This is a genomic window from Xanthomonas sp. LF07-6 (genome assembly GCF_034105445.1).
Classification (GTDB): Bacteria; Pseudomonadota; Gammaproteobacteria; order Xanthomonadales; family Xanthomonadaceae; genus Xanthomonas_A; species Xanthomonas_A sontii.
Window position 1 is genome coordinate 19,283 of record NZ_JAXGGI010000020.1, and the last position, 16,402, is coordinate 35,684.

Genomic DNA, 16,402 nt, shown 5'->3' on the forward strand with positions numbered 1-16,402 from the left:
TTGCACGGACGCGACGCCATCGCCGCCCTGGTCCCGCACCAGGGCCTGATGTGCCTGTGGGAAGAGGTGGTGGCCTGGGACGCGCAGCGCGTGGTGTTGCGCAGCGTCGCGCATCGCCAGGCCGCGCATCCGCTGCGCAGTGGCGATCGGCTGCGCGCGCTGCACCTGTGCGAGTACGGTGCGCAGGCGATGGCGGTGCACGGTGGCCTGCTCGGTCACGCCGCGGGCACGCCGGTGCGGCCGGGCATGCTGGTGGCGCTGCGCGGGGTGCAGTTGCACGTCGCCGAACTGCAGGATCTGCCGGGTCCGATCGAAGGCGAGGCCGAGGTGCTGCTGCAGGCCGAGGACAGCCAGCAGTACGCCTTCCGCATCAGCCATGCCGGGCAGTTGCTGGCCGAGGGGCGCGCGACGGTGATGCTGGGCGCGGCGTGACCGCGTAGGCGTCGACGGCCCTGCAGACGCGGCGAGCGCTATCCAGGCTTGGAAGGCGTCGGGACTGACGTCCCTCCCACAGTGCACCCAGGCAATGTACGGGCACATTCCTGCAGGTGCCGTTTCGCGGCGTCGTGGGCCATCGATCGTGACGGGCTTCCACGATGACGCCCGCCCGCGGCCGCTGCGGCGTCGGACGGTGTGCCCGCGGTGCGCGACGAGTCGTTAGGATGGCGGCCCTGTCCCTTTGCCCAAGGAACCACGATGTCCCAGCCTGCTTCCCCGCGCCGCGCCCTGGTCACCGGCGGCAGTGGCGATCTCGGTGGCGCGATCTGCCGTGCCCTGGCCGCGCAGGGCCTGCACGTGATCGTGCACGCCAATGCCAACGTCGCACGCGCCGCGGCGGTGGTGGAGGCGATCGTCGCCGCCGGTGGCAGCGCCGAGGCGGTGGCGTTCGACGTGGCCGATGCGCAGGCCAGCGCGCAGGCGCTGGCGACGCTGCTGGAGGCCGGCCCGATCCAGGTGCTGGTCAACAACGCCGGCATCCACGACGACGCGCCGATGGCGGGCATGAGCGCGGCGCAGTGGCACAAGGTCATCGACGTTTCGCTGCATGGCTTCTTCCACGTCACCCAGCCGCTGCTGCTGCCGATGGCGCGCACGCGCTGGGGCCGCATCGTCAGCGTGTCCTCGGTGTCGGCGGTGCTGGGCAACCGCGGGCAGACCAACTACGCCGCGGCCAAGGCGGCGCTGCACGGCGCCAGCATGTCGCTGGCGCGGGAAATGGCCAGCCGCGGCATCAGCGTCAACGTGGTCGCACCGGGCGTGATCCAGGGTGCGATGGCCGACAGTGCCTTCCCGCCGGAGGCGATCAAGCAGATGGTCCCCGCCGGGCGCCCGGGCAAGCCGGAGGAAGTGGCCGCACTGATCGCGTTTCTGTGTTCGGACGCGGCCGCCTACATCAACGGCCAGATCATCGGCATCAACGGCGGCATGGGCTGACCGCCTCGAAAACGACGCGGCCGTTGCGCCGCCATGCTGGCGGCGCAACGGCGGCGGGCGCTCAGCGGCAGACGAAGCTGGACGCCGCCTCCACGTCGCCGCCGACGTAGCGCGCCACCTGCGGATACGGGCACAGCGGACGGCTGCGCTGGCTGCTCCAGCTGGCCGGCACCTCGTTGTTGGGCGCGGCGCTGCCGCTGCCGCGTGCGCTGGCGACGATCGCGGCCGGCGCCTGGCCCTGCTCGACCCAGGCCACCAGTGGGGTCAGCGCATCGAACTGGTCGGTGGCCGGTCCGCCGGCGCAATGCGCCATCGCCGGCACCGCGAACAGACGTGCGTAGCTGGCGGCGTCGGCATCGGCGGTGCGCAGGCGGTCGTACCAGGCCGCGGTATCGGCGAAGGAGAAAATGCCGTCGCCGGTGCCGTGGTAGATCAGCAGCTTGCCGCCGCGCTTCTTCAGCGTGGTCAGCCGGGTCTCGTTCGGCGGGGTCATGTACGACCACGCGGATTCGCCAAAGGCGCCGGCCGTGGCGAAGATCTTCGGCGCGTCGCGGTCCATGTCGAACTGCAGCGCGTAGCGCTTCAGATCCTGCAGCACCGCCGGATCCTCGGGCGGGGTGACGAAGCCGAAGGCCACCGAGCCGGGCACCAGGGTCAGCGAGGCGTCCTGCCGCCAGCCGGCCCAGTCGCCGCTGGCGATACCCGGGTCGTAGGGGAAGGGCGCGTACAGCGGCGTGCCGGCGCTGTTGCGCACGCCGGCGTGGATGGCGCCGAGCGCGCGCTTCTGCGCCGGGGTCAGGCATTGGCCGGTGCGCCCGGCGCTGCCGCAGGTGGCGACGTCGCGGTTCAGGTCGAAGCGGCGCTGGCAGGCGAGCACGTCCTGCACCATGCCGTCGCGCACGCCGTCCAGCGCATCGCAGGTGGCGACGATGCGCTCGGCCACCAGGCTGCGCTCTGCGGCGGTCAGGCCGCTGCGCGTGTCGCTGCCGCCGGCCAGCGCCGCCAGTTGCTGGGCCGCGGCCAGATCCGCGATCGCCGCCTTGGGCAGATGGAACCCGGGGTCGCCGACCAGGATGCCGTCGTAGTCCTGCGCGTCGCGCGCGGCGGCGACCATGCCATGGCGGCCGCCGTTGGAGCAGCCGCCGAAGTAGCTGTAGTCCGGCGCCTTGCCGTAGGCGATCTGCACCACGCGCTTGGCCATCGGCGTCAGCGCCTGCACCGCCTGGTAGCCGTAGTCCAGGCGCGCCTGCGGATCGCGGCCGAACAGCGGGTTCTGCGCATTGCTGTGCCCGGCATCGGAACTGATGACCGCAAAGCCCATGCGCAGCGGGTTGTCGCGCTGGCCGCCGCCGCCGATGTCGCCAAGCGCCGGGACCACGTTGCCGTCCAGGCCGCCGTTGGCCTGGTAGAAGAAGCGCCCGTTCCATGCCGCCGGCAAGCGCATCTCGAAGCCGATCGCATAGGACTGGCCGTCGCTGCCGACGCGTTCGTGCATCAGCCCGGTGACCTGGCAGTGTGCGCCGATCGGCTGGCCGGCCACCTGCAGGGCGCCGGCCGCCACGCTGCGTACCGCGGTGAAGCGGGTGCCGGGATAGGCGAGCCGGCTCGCCAGCGCGTCGCACGACTGCTGCAGTGGTGCCGGCGAGGCCGGTGCGCGCGCGGTCGTCTGCGCTTGTGCGGTGGAGGAGGCGGCGAGAGCGGCCAGCGGCAGGGCCAAGGCGAGCAGCGTGGAGCGCATGGAGTTCTCCTGGAGGACGCGCCGGGCGCGGCGGGCCTGTGTCGCGCCGGTGGCGCCAGGGCGTCAACCGCCGTGCGTGCGAAAACCCGAATGTGCGGGCGATATTCGCACTGTGTGACGCGTGCCGCGCAATTGCGCGCCCGCCTGGCGCCTCGCGGCGGGGAAGCGAAGCGCGCGTTGTTGCAGGGCGGCATGGCCCTGCGCGTGGATCAGGCGGCGTCGGCGTACCAGGCCGGCGACAGGACCGGCAGCGGCGTCGCCGCATCGCGGCAGGCATCCAGCAGGCCGTGGTCGGCCAGCGTCGGATGCTGCTGGCGGGCGCGCGCCAGGATCTCCCCGGCCAGTTCCGCCATGCGCGCGACGTTGCCGTGCAGGCGGGCGACGAAGGCGGCATCGTCCAGCCGGTCGCTCAGGGCGCGGTTGAGTTCGTGGAACCAGCCGATCAGGTACTGGTCCAGCAGGCGTCCGTCGGCCACCGCCGCCGCCTGAGCGCGGTTGGCCGCGCCCCAGTCGCGCAGCAGCGCCTGCATGCCCAGGTTGAGCGCGCTGGCTTGCTGCAGCGCCGGGCGCAGCCGGCCCAGCACCGCCAGGTCGGCGATGCGGTCGGTGCAGTACAGCGGCGCCAGCAGCGACCAGTAGTAGGTGTAGTCCCAGATCACCTTGACCGGCATCACCTGGGCGTCGCCGAACAGCGGGTACTGATCCTGGTAGAGGGTCAGGGTGTTCTCGTAGAACGAGAAATACAGCTGCTGGTACAGCTCGGCATAGGGCGCGATGTCGCGGCCGGCGCGCTCGCGTCCGATCAGTTCGCAGATGTAGGTGTTGCTGATGGCGATGAAGTCGCTGCCCGGGGAATAGAACGGGTCCAGGAACACGCCGGCCTCGCCGGTCAGCGCCCAGCGCTGTGCCGAGAACACCTGCTTGCAGCCGTAGGAGAAGTCGCGCAGGAACAGGAAATCCTGCACCGTGTGCTCGCTGCGCTCCAGCGTGTTGGCCACCTGCGGCTGGTGCGTGCGCAGCCAGTCCATCGCCTTGGCGTGGGTGTTCATGGTCTCCAGCGGATGCAGGGTGGCATCGCAGACGATGCCCAGCGAATGCGCGCCGGAGGACAGCGGGATCAGCCAGAACCAGTAGCCGGGGCCGCACATGTGGTTGGTCGAGCGCCAGCGGTCCGGCGGCGTGCAGCGCTGCAGCCAGGCGCTGTCCTGCGACCAGCCGTTGGGATCGACCAGCCCGTCCACCCGCCACCACACCGCGTTGGCCTGGTGCGCGTTGTCCTGGGCCAGGCCGAGCTTGCGCTTGAGCAGGCCGGCGCGGCCGCTGGCGTCGATCACCCAGCGCGCCTGCAGGCTGGCCTCGGCGCCGTCGCGGCTGTAGCGCACGCAGTGGTCGCCGTCGTCCTCGGCCAAATCGACGCCGCGCACTGTGCTGCCGTCGAGGAATTCCACGCCCATCTCGCGCGCGCGCTGCCCGAGAAAGTTCTCGAAGCGGCCGCGATCGATCTGCCACGAGGGGGTGGGCAGCAACTGGCTCACCCCGAGCTCGGTGCACTGGTCGATGTCGGTGCGCCCGTCGGAGAAGAAGAAGCGGAAGCCGAACTTGCGGATCTGTTCGGCATCCAGGTGCTCGCGCAGGCCCAGCACCTCGGCGAAGTAGTGCGCGCCGATCTCCACCGAGGACTCGCCGACCTTGAACGCGGCCTCGCGTACCGGGTGCGCGCGCCGTTCCAGCACGCGGATGCGCAGCTGCGGGTCGCGCTGGCGCAATTGCAGCGCCAGGGTCAGTCCGGCCAGTCCGCCGCCCAGAATCGCCACATCCGCCTGCGCTGCCTTCATGTCGTCTTTTCCTTGGCGACGGCCAGGGGGGCCGTGTCGAGGGTGCCGTCGATGTCGTCGATCAGCACCGGATTGGCGCGGGTGCGCCGGTACTCGCGCACCACGTGCCCATAGGTCCACACCTGCACGATCACGTGCGAGGTGATCTTCCACAGATCGCGCACCAGCCGGAAGTGGCTCTTGCGGAACGTGCCGGGGGTCTGGTTGGCGTAGCGGGTCTCGATCGGCACCGCCACCACCCGCGCGCCGGCCTGGCGCGCGGCCGAGATCAGCAGCTGCGCCTCGAACACGAAGCCTTCGCCGGGCACGTCGGGCAGGGTGTAGACCGACTGCGGGTACAGGCGCTGGCCGCTCTGGCTGTCGACCAGGCGGAAGCCGCAGCCCCAGGCGATGCCCCAGTCGCCGAAATCGTTGCCGATGCGGCGGATCGGCGGCTGGCTGGCGCGCTTGCGCAGGCGCGCGCCCACGATCACGCAGCTGGGATGGCGGTTGGCCGCGGCCAGCAACCGCGGGAAGTCGGCGGCGCTGTGCTGGCCGTCGCCGTCCATGGTCATCACCGCGCGCGCGCCCTGGCGCTGCGCCTCGGCGAAGCCGCTGCGCAGCGCCGCGCCCTTGCCGCGGCGCTGCGGATGGCGCAGCAGGGTCACCGGCAGGTCGGCGATGCAGTCGCTGGTGCCGTCGTCGGAGCCGTCGTCGACCACGATCACCCGCGGGCAGTAGGCCAGCGCGTCGCTGACCACCTCGCGGATGCGCAGCCGTTCGTTGAGGGCCGGAATCAGGATCGCCGCGTCGGCGGCGCTCAGCGGCGTGCGGCTCATGCGCGCAGCTCCACCTGCAGGCAGCTGCCGCCGCCGGCATCGAGCACGCAACCGCTGCCGCCCAGCGCCAGCGCATCGAACAGCGGCAGCATCGGCGCCATCGCGTTGCCCGCGACATGCCGCGCCAGCGGGCCATCGCCAACCGGCGCGGTGCCGTCGCGCAGTTGTACCTGCAATTGCGGCTTGCCGTCGCGTGCGCCCGCGCTCAGCACCAGCGCGCCGCCGAGCAGGCCCTCGCTGCGCGCGATCCGGCCCAGCGCCCCCACCGAGCGGCTGTCGTAGCCGACCAGCAGCACCGCGTCTTCGCCCGCGGCCAGTTGCGACAGCGCTTCCAGCAGTCCCTGCGCGAAACTGCCGCTGTGCGCGCTGATCGCGGTCGCCGCGGCGGTGGCGCCGGCGCCGATGGTCCAGTAGCCGGCGGCGGCGTTGTGCACCGAGTTGTGGAACTTGGTCGGCGACACCGACAGCGGTTCGCTGGCCAGGGTGGTGCACATGTAGTCGGTGATCGCCAGGTCGCCGTGGGTGGAGGTGAACACCGACGGCAGCGTGGCCGGGTCGCGGCCGGCGTCCTGGCAGGCGGCCAGCGCCGCATCCAGCGACACCGCCACCGTGTCCGGCGCGCGGCGGCGCTCGTTGGGCGCCAGCAGTTGCGGCGAGGGCCGGCCGGGCGTCTCCAGCGGCGCGCCGTCGCCGCGCGCGAACGCCTGTGCCAGCGTCCATCCGGGCAGGCCGGGCGCCCAGAACCCGATGCCTTCGATCGTCGCGCTCAGCATGGGCGTGCTCATGCGCGGCCGAACAGCAGCGAGCAGTTGTTGCCGCCGAAGCCGAAGGAGTTGTTCATCGCGTAGCGGACCTGTGCATGGGCGGTGGCGAAGCGGATCTGCGGGCCGCAGGCGGGATCGGGCAGTTCGCTGTTGAGGGTGCCGGGCAACAGGCCGTCGCGCAGCGCCAGCAGCGCGAACACCGACTCGACGATGCCGGCGGCGCCGAGCGTGTGCCCGGTCCAGGCCTTGGTCGAACTGGCGTGCAGGGTCGGCGGGAACAGCGCCGCCACCGCGGCGGCCTCGACGCTGTCGTTGGCCGGGGTCGCGGTGCCGTGCAGGTTGAGATACCCGACTTCGGCCGGGTCCACGCCGGCGCGCTGCAACGCGCCGCGCATCGCCAGGCCGGCGCCCAGCCCCTGCGGATGCGGCGCGGACATGTGGTGGGCGTCGCTGGATTCGCCGTAGCCGCACAGCAGCGCCTGCGCCGGCGGCGCGTCGGCGGCATCGGCGCGCTCCAGCAGCGCGTAGCCGCCGGCCTCGCCCAGCGACAGCCCGACCCGGCGCACGTCGAACGGCCGGCATGGTTCCGGCGACACCACCTGCAGCGAGTTGAAGCCGAACAGCACGCTGCCGCACAGCGTGTCCACGCCGCCGACCAGGGCCGCATCGACCACGCCGGCGGCGATCAGCCGCGCGGCCTGGGCGAACACCTTGGCGCTGGACGAGCAGGCGGTGGCGACGGTGATGCACGGGCCGCGCAAACCGGTGGCGGCGCGCACGAAATCGCCGAGCGAATGCGGGGTGTGCACGATCGGCCGGTCCAGGTCGGCGGGCATGCGCGGACCCTCCGCATCGTGCTCGAGCCGGGTGTAGGCCTCCTCGCTGGCGCCGATGCTGGAGGTGGAGGTGCCCATCACCACCGCCACCCGTTCGGCGCCGTGGCGTTGCGCCGCGGCGGCCACGGCCGCGGCCATGCCGTCCTGTTGCAGGGCGAGCCAGGCCAGGCGGTTATTGCGGCATTCCCACGCGGCCAGGGCCTCCGGCAGCGCGGCGGTTTCCAGCGCGTCCACCCGGCCGATCCAGCATTCCAGCGGTTGCGGACCGAAGTCGTTGCGGCGCAGGCCGCTGCGGCCCTCGCGCAGCGCCGCGGCCTGGGCCTGCAGTCCGCTGCCGAGCGCGTTGGTCGCGGTGTAGGCGCGAATGGCCACCGGGGCCATGCGGGGCGACGAGGACGCTTCGGTCACGCGGTATTCCATACAAGGACAATCGCCGCAGTATATCGACGCATTCGGTCATGCCGTGAAACACCCACGACGCGAACGTGAATAGCGCCCGCGCCCGGATCCGTTCAGCGCAGGGCCGGCGTGCGCTTTCGCCGCTGGCGCATTTCCTCCACAATCGCTTGCCTTTCCACGCCAGGCGCACGCCACGGGCATGCAAGCCTACGTCTACAAAAGCCAACGCAAGCCGGACACCTATCTGTATCTCGCCGCCCGCGACGACTTCGGCCGTCTGCCGCCGGCGCTGCTGGCGTCGCTGCAGCCGCTGGCGTTCGTGCTCGAGGTGGCGTTGACCGCCGAACGCACGCTGGCCCGCGCCGATCCGGCCGCGGTGCGCGCCAACCTCGCCGGCTGCGGCTTCCATCTGCAATTGCCGCCGTCCCTGCCCGGCACCACCGATCGACACGATGACTGACTCTTTCCTCCGCGCGCGTGCGCCGATGCTCGCCGCCGCCCTGGGCGCGGTGCTGGCGCTGGCCGCCGGAATCGGCCCGCTGGCCGCCGCCCTGGGCGCATGGCTGGCGCAACCGGCGTTCGCGCTGGCGTTGTCCTGGCACCGTGGCAGCCGGCCGCGCCCACGCGCCGCGCGCGACCTGGTCGGCACGGCGGCGTCGCTGCTGGTGCTGTGGGCCGGCGGCATGGCGCTGGTCGCGGTGCTGGTGGCCTGGCCGCTGGCGGCGCTGCACGACAGCGGCAGCCTGGCCGCCGCGTTGGCGCTGAGCGTGGCCGCCAGTGCCGCGCTGCTCGGGTTGTGGCGGACCTGGCCGCTGTGGCATGGCAGCGATGCCGAGGGCGGCCCGCTGGGCGCGCGCTGGCATGCGCTGGCGCAGCAGGACGTGCAGGCCTGGCGCGGGCTGGCGGTGGCCGCGCTGGTATTGGTGCTGGCCGGACTCGGCGTGGTGCTGGCCTGGCCGGGGCTGCTCGCCGAGGCCGCACGCTGGCCGCTGGCGCTGGCCTATGCGCTGCTGTCGCCGCTGCTGCACGCCGGCCTGCAACGGGTGGCGCCGCCGCAGACGCTGACCCCGCCGGTGTCCTCCGCCGACCTGTTCGCCGAACTCAGCGCCACCGCCGCGCCGCGCGCGGACGAGCCGCCGCCGGCGCAGGACGAACTGCATGCGGCGCTGTACGACGCCGCCCGCGGTGGCCGCGTCGATCGCGCCTTGCAATTGCTGCAGGCCGGCGCCGATCCGCATGCGCTGCCCGCCGCCGAGTGGCGCGACCAGCGCAGCCTGCCGGTGCTGGCCGCGGTGCTGCCGGACCTGCGCCTGTTGCGCGAACTGATCGTGCGCGGGGTCGACGTCAATCGTCCGCACCTGGGCATGACCCCGCTGCTGGCCGCCACCCGCGACAGCTGGCATGGCCGCCCGGAGGCGGTGATGACCCTGCTCGCCAACGGCGCCGATCCGCGCGCCAGCGACGGCGACGGCAACACCCCGCTGCATCACGCCGCACGCAGTTCCGACCCGGGCGTGGCTGCGCTGCTGCGCGACGCCGCTGCCGAACTGGACGCGGCCAACCGCGACGGCCTGACCCCGCTGGCGGTGGCCTGCCAGGTCGGTAACTGGCGCATGGCCAAGTTCCTGCTCGAACGCGGCGCCAAGCCGGAGCCGGCCGAGGCCAGCCCGGTGCTGCTGGCCGCGGCCGGCACCGAGGAAGACGATCCGGCCGGCGTGCAGTTGCTGCTCAAGCACAAGGCGCGGGTCGACGCGCGCGATCGCCAGCGCCGCAGCGCGCTGCACGAGGCGGCGCAGGCCGGCCACGTGGAGATCGTGCAGGCTCTGCTCGGCGCCGGCGCCAACCTGGAAGCGCGCGATGCGCTGGGCCGCACGCCGTGGCTGGAAGCCGCCCGCCACGGCCGCGTGGCGGTGCTGGAACGGCTGCTGCCGCACAAGCCGGACCTGGTTGCGGTCGATGGCGATGGCCGCAACGCGATCCTGCTGGCCTGCACTGCCGACCACGTCGCCCCTGGGCTGATCCGGCGCCTGCTGGAGCTGGGCGTGGCGCCGGCGCAGCCGGACCAGAGCGGCCGCCGTGCCGTCGACCTGGCCGCCGAGGCCGGGCGCTGGGCGATCGTGTCCGCGCTGGACCCGGACTATCCGCTGCCGGCCGCGGTCAGCGACGGTCAGGGCGAGACCGGCCCGGCCGGGCTGCCCGACCGGCCGCCGCTGGAACTGCTGCGCGAAGGCCTGCAACTGGGCCAGCCGCGCGACGGCCTGGCCGCGCTGGCGCGGCTGTGCGCGGCGGAGGAACTGGGCGCGCTGCTGCACGAGCCGCCGCTGGCGTTGAACGCGCAGGCGGTGGACTGGCTGCTGGCGCATGGCGCCGAGCCGGAGGTGCTCGATGCCTGCGGCGACACCCCGATGTTCGCGCTGCTCTCGCGCGGCGTGGAGGCGGTGCCCAGCCTGCAGGCGATGCTGCGCCACGGCGTGTCGCCGGCCGGCCGCGGCGGCCTGACCCGCCTGCTCGCCGCCTGCGCGCAGCACGATCACGCGTCGCGCGCGCTGGAACAGTTCGCCCTGGAACTGCTGGAGCGCGGCGCCGATCCGTTCGCGCCGTCGCCGGCCGGCGATCCGCCGCTGTCGCTGGCGGTGCGGCTGGGCTGGCTGCGGCTGCAGCTGCAGTTGCTCGAGCGCGGCGCCGACCGCGAGGCGCGCGACAGCCACGGCATGACCGCGCTGCACCTGGCCGCCGCGCTGGGCCGCGAGGCCTCGCTGAAACTGCTGATCCAGCAGGGCGCCTCGCCGGACGCGCGCGCCGCCGACGGCCAGACCCCGCTCGGCGTGGCCCTGGCCAGCGGCCGCCGCGACCTGGCCGACTGGCTGGACTGGCGCACCTGGCCGCTGCCGCGGCGTCCGCTGCGCGAGGCCGACGTGCCGGCCGCGGCGATGGTCGGCGACGCCGAGGCGATCCGCCGCCTGATCGACCTCGGCCTGCCGGTGGATGCGGTGGACGCGCAGGGCTGCACCGCGTTGCTGCGCGCCGCCGGCGGCGGCCATGCCGAGGCGGTGAAACTGTTGCTGTCGCGCGGCGCCGATCTGCAGCACGCCGCGGCCAGCGGCGCCACGCCGCTGTCGGCGGCGGTGAGCATGCGCCAGACCGAGATCGTCGCGGCATTGCTGCAGGCCGGCGCGCAGATCGAACACCGCCTGCCGGGCGGGGTCACCGTGCTGATGCTGGCCTGCGCGCTGGGTCTGCCGGACATCGCCGCGCGGCTGCTGGCCGCCGGTGCCGACGTGCATGCCGGCGACGCGCAGCAACTGGCGCCGCTGCATTGCGCGGCGCTGTACGGCTTCACCGCGCGCGACAAGTCGCGCCTGCTGGCCCTGCTGGACACGCTGCTGCTGGCCGGCGCCGAGGCCGACCGCGGTTCCGCCGGCGGGGTCACGCCGCTGCTGTTGCTGCTGGGTGCGCGCGCCGAACCGGGCACGGCCTGCGAGGAGCCGGTGGTGCTGGCCGGCGTCGAGCGCCTGCTCGACGAGGAGGTCAGCCTGGAGGTGCAGGATCCGCGCGGTTTCGGCCCGCTGCACCTGGCCGCGCTGCACGGCCTGCCGCTGCTGGTGCAGCGCCTGCTGCGCGCCGGCGCCGATCCGGAACTGCGCGATACCTTGAACCGCACCCCGCGCGAGATCGCGGTGATGCGCGGCTTCGTCGACGTCGCCGGGCAGTTCCAACCGGCGCTGCCGGGGGTGTCGTCGATGGCGCGGTTCCTGCGCGAAAGCCGCTAGCGCTCTTCCTTCTCCCACCGGGAGAAGGTGGCCCGGAGGGCCGGATGAGGGTCGGGCGCCGCCTCGCCTGGCCCATTGCACCGCGCCTCGTGCCGCACCCTCACCCCAACCCCTCTCCCGGTGGGAGAGGGGCTTGCGGTCTCGCGCCGCACCGCCGTGCACCATCCAGCAAAAAAATGCCCGCCGGAAGGCGGGCGAACTGCGTCATGGTAGGCACGTCGCTGCTTTCGGAACCGCTGCGGGAGGTTCTCCTCCCGCGCACGTGGCGCGGCGGCGAACGGCGCCGCCGCGCGATCGGGCGTTACTGCCGCCCGACCAGGGTCAGGCCGCTGTAGCTGCCGCTCAGGCGCACGTAGTAGGTCGTGGCGCTGGACGGGGTGAGGCGCACCGCCTGGGTGGTGCCGGCACGGGTGGAACGCGCGTCGTAGCTGCTGCTAGTCGGCGTCTTGCCCGCCGACACGTACATCGCCACGTTGCCGGTGCCGCCGAAGGTCATGAAGCTGACCACCGTGCCGGCCGCGGCCTGGAAGCTGTACAGCGCGTCGCCGCCCTGGCTGCCGATGCCGCGCATCTCCACCTTGTTGACCAGGGTCTTGGTCGGCGGCACGCAGCTGCTGTCGGACGGATCGCACGGCGGGGTGGTGGCCATCTGCAGCAGCATGTCCACGTCCAGGATGCCGGCGCCGATCGGCGTGCTGGTGGGGATCGCCACCGGGAACGGCCGCGCGCTGGCGCGCAGCAGGTCGCGCATGCCGGTCCAGCTGAAGGGCGTCTTGGCCACGCTCTGCACCATCGCCACCGCCGCGGCCACGTGCGGGGAGGCCATCGAGGTGCCGGCCATGCCGCCGATCTGCCAGTCGCCGGTCGGGCTCTGGGTGCCGCCGTTGATCACCTGGAAGATGTAGCCGTTCGGGTTGCCGTCGACGTCGCCGCCGCCGCCCGGCGCGGCGATGTCCACGCGCGTGCCGTAGTTGGAGTAGCTGGCGCGGCCGCCGTTCACCCGCGAGGCGCCGACGCTGATCACGCCGTTGCAGGAGGACATGGTGTAGGTGGCGGCATTGGCGTTGGAGTTGCCGGCGGCGACCACGATGATCGTGCCCTTGGCGTTGATCTGGTCGATCGCGTCCTGGTAGATCTGCGGGCAGGTGTCCGGCGCGCCGCTGCCCAGGCTCATGTTGATCACCTCGGCCGGGTTCGGGTTGGTCGGCAGGCCGGCCACCGGCAGGCCCGCGGCCCACAGCATGCCGTCGGCGATGTCGCTGCCGAAGCCGCCGCAGGAGCCGAGCACGCGCACCGGCACGATCTTGGCGTCGTAGGCCAGGCCGGCCGTGGCCAGGTTGTTGTTGGTGACCTGGGCGATGGTGCCGGAGACATGGCTGCCATGCCACGAACTCGGCGCCGGCGCATTGCCGGACGCGCCCAGCGCGGTGCAGTAGTCGGCTTCCACCCAGTCGCCCAGGTCGTAGCCGCCGGCCACGCGACCGTCCGTGTCGCGGCGCGAGACGCGGTGGTCGGTGATCATGTCGTAGCCGGGCAGCACGTTGGCGGCCAGATCCGGGTTGTCCTTGACCACGCCGGTATCGACCACCGCCACCACCACGCCCTTGCCGGTGGAGCGGGTCCAGCCCTGCTCGGTGTTGACCCCGCCGACCGGGTCGTGGAAGTTCCACTGCAGCTTGGCGTAGGCCGGATCGTTGGGGGTGGTGGAGGCGGCGGCCGCGATGGCGGCCGGCAGGCGCACGCTGGCCTCGTCCAGGCGCCGGTACAGCCGATCGACCTGCACCGACACCACCGACGGATCGGCCTTCAGCTCGTTGATGAAGGCGGTGCGCTCGCTGTCGCTGAGGTGGCGCGAGGTCTGCACCACATGCCAGCCCGGCACCGCCATGTCGCGCAGCACCTTGGCGCTGACGGCGCTGCGCAGCGTCAGGCCGTTGCTGCCGATCTGCGCGCGCTGCATGCCGCTGCGCGCCACTGCGCTGCTGAGGGTGGTGGCCAGCAGGCTGCGCGCCTGGCTGCCGCCGTCACGGGTCTTGACGATGAAGCGCTGGCCCAGGTCGTTGGCGCTGGCCGATTGCGGCACCGGACCTTGCACACCGCCCAGGCCGATGGTGGGGGAGGCCGCCTGCGCGCCACCGGCGAACAGGACGGCGGCGAGGGCAGCGGCGAGCGTATTGGAAGACATCATCTGCGGATCCTGGAAAGAGAGGTGAGAAGAAGAAAACGGCGGCGCGCGCGGCGCCGCGTGACGTCACAGATCGATGCCCACGCCGATGCCGGCCGAGGACTCGCCGCTGCTGAAGGCGCCGCCCAGGCTGAACGAGGCGCGCGCGCCGATCTTGCGGGCATAGCCGACCGACAGCGCCTGCTGCCCGCCCTGAAAGCCGGCGCCGACCGACACGCGCCCGCGCGGGCTCTGCGTACCGGCGGCGTTGACCGCCATGTTGAGCATCGCCGCGCTCATCGCGCCGAGCCGGTCCATGCGCCGGTCCATGCCGTCGAGGCGATGTTCGGTGTCGGTGCGCAACTGGTTGAAGCTGTCGTCCAGCGCGGTGATGCGGGTGTTGGTGTAGGCGTTGGCGCTGCTCAGGGTGGCGCTGTTGCCGGCACGCATCTGCGCCACATTGACCGCGTCGGTGTCGGCGCTGCCGGCGGCGACGTTGGCGACCTGGCGTTCGTTGCCGGCGCTGCCCACCGAGACCGTGTTGGCGCGGTTGGCGACCGAGCCCTGGCCCAGCGCCACCGAATTGGCGGCGCTGGCCGAGGCGCCCTGGCCGAGCGCGGTGGCCGAGGCGGCCGAGGCATTGGCGCTCTCGCCGAGCGCGACCGCGTTGGTCGCCACCGCGGCGACACGGGCGTTGGCGCCGACCGCGGTGCTGCCGTCGGCATTGACCGTGGCGTTGCCGCCGATGGCGGTGTCGTTGGGGCCATAGGCCAGCGCCTGCGCGCCCATCGCCAGGCCGTTGTTGCCGTTGGCGGTGGCCCCGGAACCCACGGCCACGGCATTGGTGCCGGCGCCGGTACTCGGCGCGCTCGCCGCACCGTCGCCGCCGCCGACGCTGATGCCGCCGGAACCGCCGATGGTGTTCAGGCGGTTGCCGAAGCCGGTGAGGGCGGTGTCGAGCGCGCCCATCGCCGAGCCCAGGTCGGTGTAGTGCGTGCCCTGCACCAGGTAATTGCCGCCGATCAGGTTGCCGTTGGCGTCGACCACGCTGCCGGCGCCGAACGCGGCGGCGACGTTGCGCAGCTGCGCCAGGTTGACCGCGTCGGTGTCCATGGTGCCGGCGGCCAGGTTGGTGAGCTGGCGCTCGGCGCCCGCCGCGCCGATGGACACGGTGTTGTCGCGTTCGGCGACCGAACCGGCGCCCAGCGCCACGCTGTTGTTGGTGATGGTCTGCTTGTCGTTGACGAACTGCGAGTTGCCGACCCGCGCGCCCGGGCCGATCGCGATCGACTGGTCGCCGAACACATCGGACTTGGTGCCGATGGCGATGCTGTCGTAGAACAGCACCGGCGTATCGAGGAAGAAGTTGCCGTTCCACACCATGCCCCCGCCCAGGGCCAGGCTGCGGGTGCCGCCGGCCCAGGAGCGGTTGCCGAGCGCGGTGGAGCCGACGCCGCCGGCGAACGCGGCCGGGCCGACCGCGGTGCCGTCGTCGTTCTGGGCGAACGCGCTGGGGCCCATGGCCACGCTGTGGGTGCCCCAGGCGCGTGCGCCGTTGCCGAAGGCGGTGGCCCACTCGGCGGTGGCCTGGCTCTGCGCGCCCACCGCCACGGCGGCGTACTGGTTGGCCACCGCGGTGGTGCCGACGGCGACGGTGCGGTTGGCGCTGGCTTCGGCCAGGGCGCCGACCGCGGTGGAACTGTAGGCCGTGGCCAGCGCGCCGCCGCCCAGCGCGGTGGACAGCGGGCCGGTGGCCTGCGTGGCCTGCATTTGGGTGCCTTCGGCGCCGAAGCCCGGACTCATCTCCTCGCCCACGTCGACGATGCCGCCGACGGCGACGCTGGAGCGGTCGCTGGCGATCGCGCCGGCGCCGGCCGCCACGTTGTACTTGCCGCTGGCCTGGGCGCCGGCGCCCAGCGCGGTGGCGGCCACGCCGGTGGCCGACGTCTGCTGCAGGATCACCACGCCGTTGGGCTGGTAGGAGAAATCCAGGTCGAGCATGCCGCCGACGGCGGTGGTGGAGACCTCGGTCGCCAGGCTGTTGTGGCCCACCGCCACCGCGTGGTTGGCGTAGCCGACCGCACCGCCGCCGAGCGCGATGGTGCCGGTGCCGACCGCCGAGGCGGCCTCGCCGGCGGCCAGCGCTTCGTCGCCGTCGGCGTCGGCGCCGGCGTTGCTGTCGGCGCTGCCGGTGGCCTTGAAGTAGACGCTGGGGTCGTAGGTGGTCGCGGCCGGTGTCGCGCTGGCGTCGCTGGCCGTGGCGTCGGTGCCGGTGCCGGTGGCGGGTTGGGTGCTGGCGGTCGTCGCGGTGCTGGGGGTGGGCGTCTGCGCCATCGCCGTCGACGACAGGCACAGCGCGCAGGCCAGGGCCAGGGTGCTGTACGCGCGGGGAATCGGATGACGGGCGGCGGTGCCGCGCAGGGAAGAGCATGCGTTCATGGCGATCTCGGGCTGAAAAAACGGCAGGGCAGAAGGTGACGTCGGCGGCGCGTGTGCGCCTCCGCATCGGTCTGGAGTGGTCTGGAAACAGCGCCGTCGTCCCCGGGCGTGTTCCGTCATGCGAACTTAGGCCCGCCGTCACCGGCTTGTCACCTGCAAGTTCTCGCATGATCATCATCGGATTCTCACTGAACGGGAATGGAGC

The 16,402-nt window shown here is 73.0% G+C and carries 11 protein-coding genes; 4 read left to right on the forward strand and 7 right to left on the reverse strand.

All coding sequences use genetic code 11. The features are described from left to right. Positions 1-432 (forward strand): phosphotransferase, encoded by a 432-nt coding sequence (locus SLW56_RS19725; RefSeq protein WP_320695359.1) that lies wholly within the window; start codon positions 1-3, stop codon positions 430-432. 264 nt (positions 433-696) lie between these two features. Further along, positions 697-1,434: a 3-oxoacyl-ACP reductase FabG gene (fabG, locus tag SLW56_RS19730; protein ID WP_043093709.1), complete on the forward strand. Its 738-nt coding sequence runs from the start codon at positions 697-699 to the stop codon at positions 1,432-1,434. 61 nt (positions 1,435-1,495) lie between these two features. On the opposite strand, the gene SLW56_RS19735 is transcribed toward fabG, so the two are convergent. The 5 genes from SLW56_RS19735 to SLW56_RS19755 form a co-directional block, all read right to left on the reverse strand. Further along, entirely contained in the window at positions 1,496-3,172 is a 1,677-nt protein-coding gene (locus tag SLW56_RS19735; RefSeq protein WP_295963855.1) for a tannase/feruloyl esterase family alpha/beta hydrolase, read from the reverse strand. A 209-nt stretch (positions 3,173-3,381) separates the two neighbouring features. Beyond that, complete coding sequence (locus SLW56_RS19740) at positions 3,382-5,007, reverse strand: tryptophan 7-halogenase (RefSeq protein WP_295963852.1); 1,626 nt, start codon at positions 5,005-5,007, stop codon at positions 3,382-3,384. Continuing rightward, on the reverse strand, positions 5,004-5,825 hold the full coding sequence (locus tag SLW56_RS19745) for a glycosyltransferase family 2 protein (protein ID WP_295963849.1): 822 nt from the start codon (positions 5,823-5,825) through the stop codon (positions 5,004-5,006). The genes SLW56_RS19740 and SLW56_RS19745 overlap by 4 nt, the downstream gene beginning before the upstream one ends. Next, entirely contained in the window at positions 5,822-6,598 is a 777-nt protein-coding gene (locus tag SLW56_RS19750) for a beta-ketoacyl synthase chain length factor (RefSeq protein WP_267084045.1), read from the reverse strand. The genes SLW56_RS19745 and SLW56_RS19750 overlap by 4 nt, the downstream gene beginning before the upstream one ends. Before the next feature lie 8 nt (positions 6,599-6,606). Beyond that, on the reverse strand, positions 6,607-7,806 hold the full coding sequence (locus tag SLW56_RS19755; protein WP_295932173.1) for a beta-ketoacyl-[acyl-carrier-protein] synthase family protein: 1,200 nt from the start codon (positions 7,804-7,806) through the stop codon (positions 6,607-6,609). A 217-nt stretch (positions 7,807-8,023) separates the two neighbouring features. On the opposite strand from SLW56_RS19755, the gene SLW56_RS19760 reads away from it, so the two are divergent. Together SLW56_RS19760 and SLW56_RS19765 are read left to right on the forward strand one after the other, a co-directional pair. After that, on the forward strand, positions 8,024-8,284 hold the full coding sequence (locus SLW56_RS19760; protein WP_017909431.1) for a YcgL domain-containing protein: 261 nt from the start codon (positions 8,024-8,026) through the stop codon (positions 8,282-8,284). Next, positions 8,277-11,594: an ankyrin repeat domain-containing protein gene (locus SLW56_RS19765; protein ID WP_320695356.1), complete on the forward strand. Its 3,318-nt coding sequence runs from the start codon at positions 8,277-8,279 to the stop codon at positions 11,592-11,594. The genes SLW56_RS19760 and SLW56_RS19765 overlap by 8 nt, the downstream gene beginning before the upstream one ends. A gap of 301 nt (positions 11,595-11,895) precedes the next feature. Here the strand turns inward: SLW56_RS19765 and SLW56_RS19770 are convergent, their stop codons facing one another. Beyond that, positions 11,896-13,782, reverse strand: coding sequence for a S8 family serine peptidase (locus SLW56_RS19770; protein ID WP_295963847.1), 1,887 nt, complete (start codon positions 13,780-13,782; stop codon positions 11,896-11,898). Positions 13,783-13,845: 63 nt separating this feature from the next. Continuing rightward, a complete protein-coding gene (locus tag SLW56_RS19775; protein WP_267107115.1) occupies positions 13,846-16,197 on the reverse strand; it encodes a YadA-like family protein in 2,352 nt (783 codons plus the stop codon). Between the last annotated feature and the right edge of the window lie 205 nt (positions 16,198-16,402).

Excerpts from the sequence above, each read along its gene's own strand:
- SLW56_RS19750 (WP_267084045.1), bottom strand. The coding sequence starts at position 6,598 with ATGCTGAGCGCGACGATCGAAGGCATCGGGTTCTGGGCGCCCGGCCTG.
- SLW56_RS19760 (WP_017909431.1), top strand. The coding sequence starts at position 8,024 with ATGCAAGCCTACGTCTACAAAAGCCAACGCAAGCCGGACACCTATCTG.
- SLW56_RS19775 (WP_267107115.1), bottom strand. The coding sequence starts at position 16,197 with ATGAACGCATGCTCTTCCCTGCGCGGCACCGCCGCCCGTCATCCGATT.
- SLW56_RS19755 (WP_295932173.1), bottom strand. The coding sequence starts at position 7,806 with ATGGCCCCGGTGGCCATTCGCGCCTACACCGCGACCAACGCGCTCGGC.
- fabG (WP_043093709.1), top strand. The coding sequence starts at position 697 with ATGTCCCAGCCTGCTTCCCCGCGCCGCGCCCTGGTCACCGGCGGCAGT.
- SLW56_RS19770 (WP_295963847.1), bottom strand. The coding sequence starts at position 13,782 with ATGATGTCTTCCAATACGCTCGCCGCTGCCCTCGCCGCCGTCCTGTTC.
- SLW56_RS19735 (WP_295963855.1), bottom strand. The coding sequence starts at position 3,172 with ATGCGCTCCACGCTGCTCGCCTTGGCCCTGCCGCTGGCCGCTCTCGCC.
- SLW56_RS19740 (WP_295963852.1), bottom strand. The coding sequence starts at position 5,007 with ATGAAGGCAGCGCAGGCGGATGTGGCGATTCTGGGCGGCGGACTGGCC.
- SLW56_RS19765 (WP_320695356.1), top strand. The coding sequence starts at position 8,277 with ATGACTGACTCTTTCCTCCGCGCGCGTGCGCCGATGCTCGCCGCCGCC.
- SLW56_RS19745 (WP_295963849.1), bottom strand. The coding sequence starts at position 5,825 with ATGAGCCGCACGCCGCTGAGCGCCGCCGACGCGGCGATCCTGATTCCG.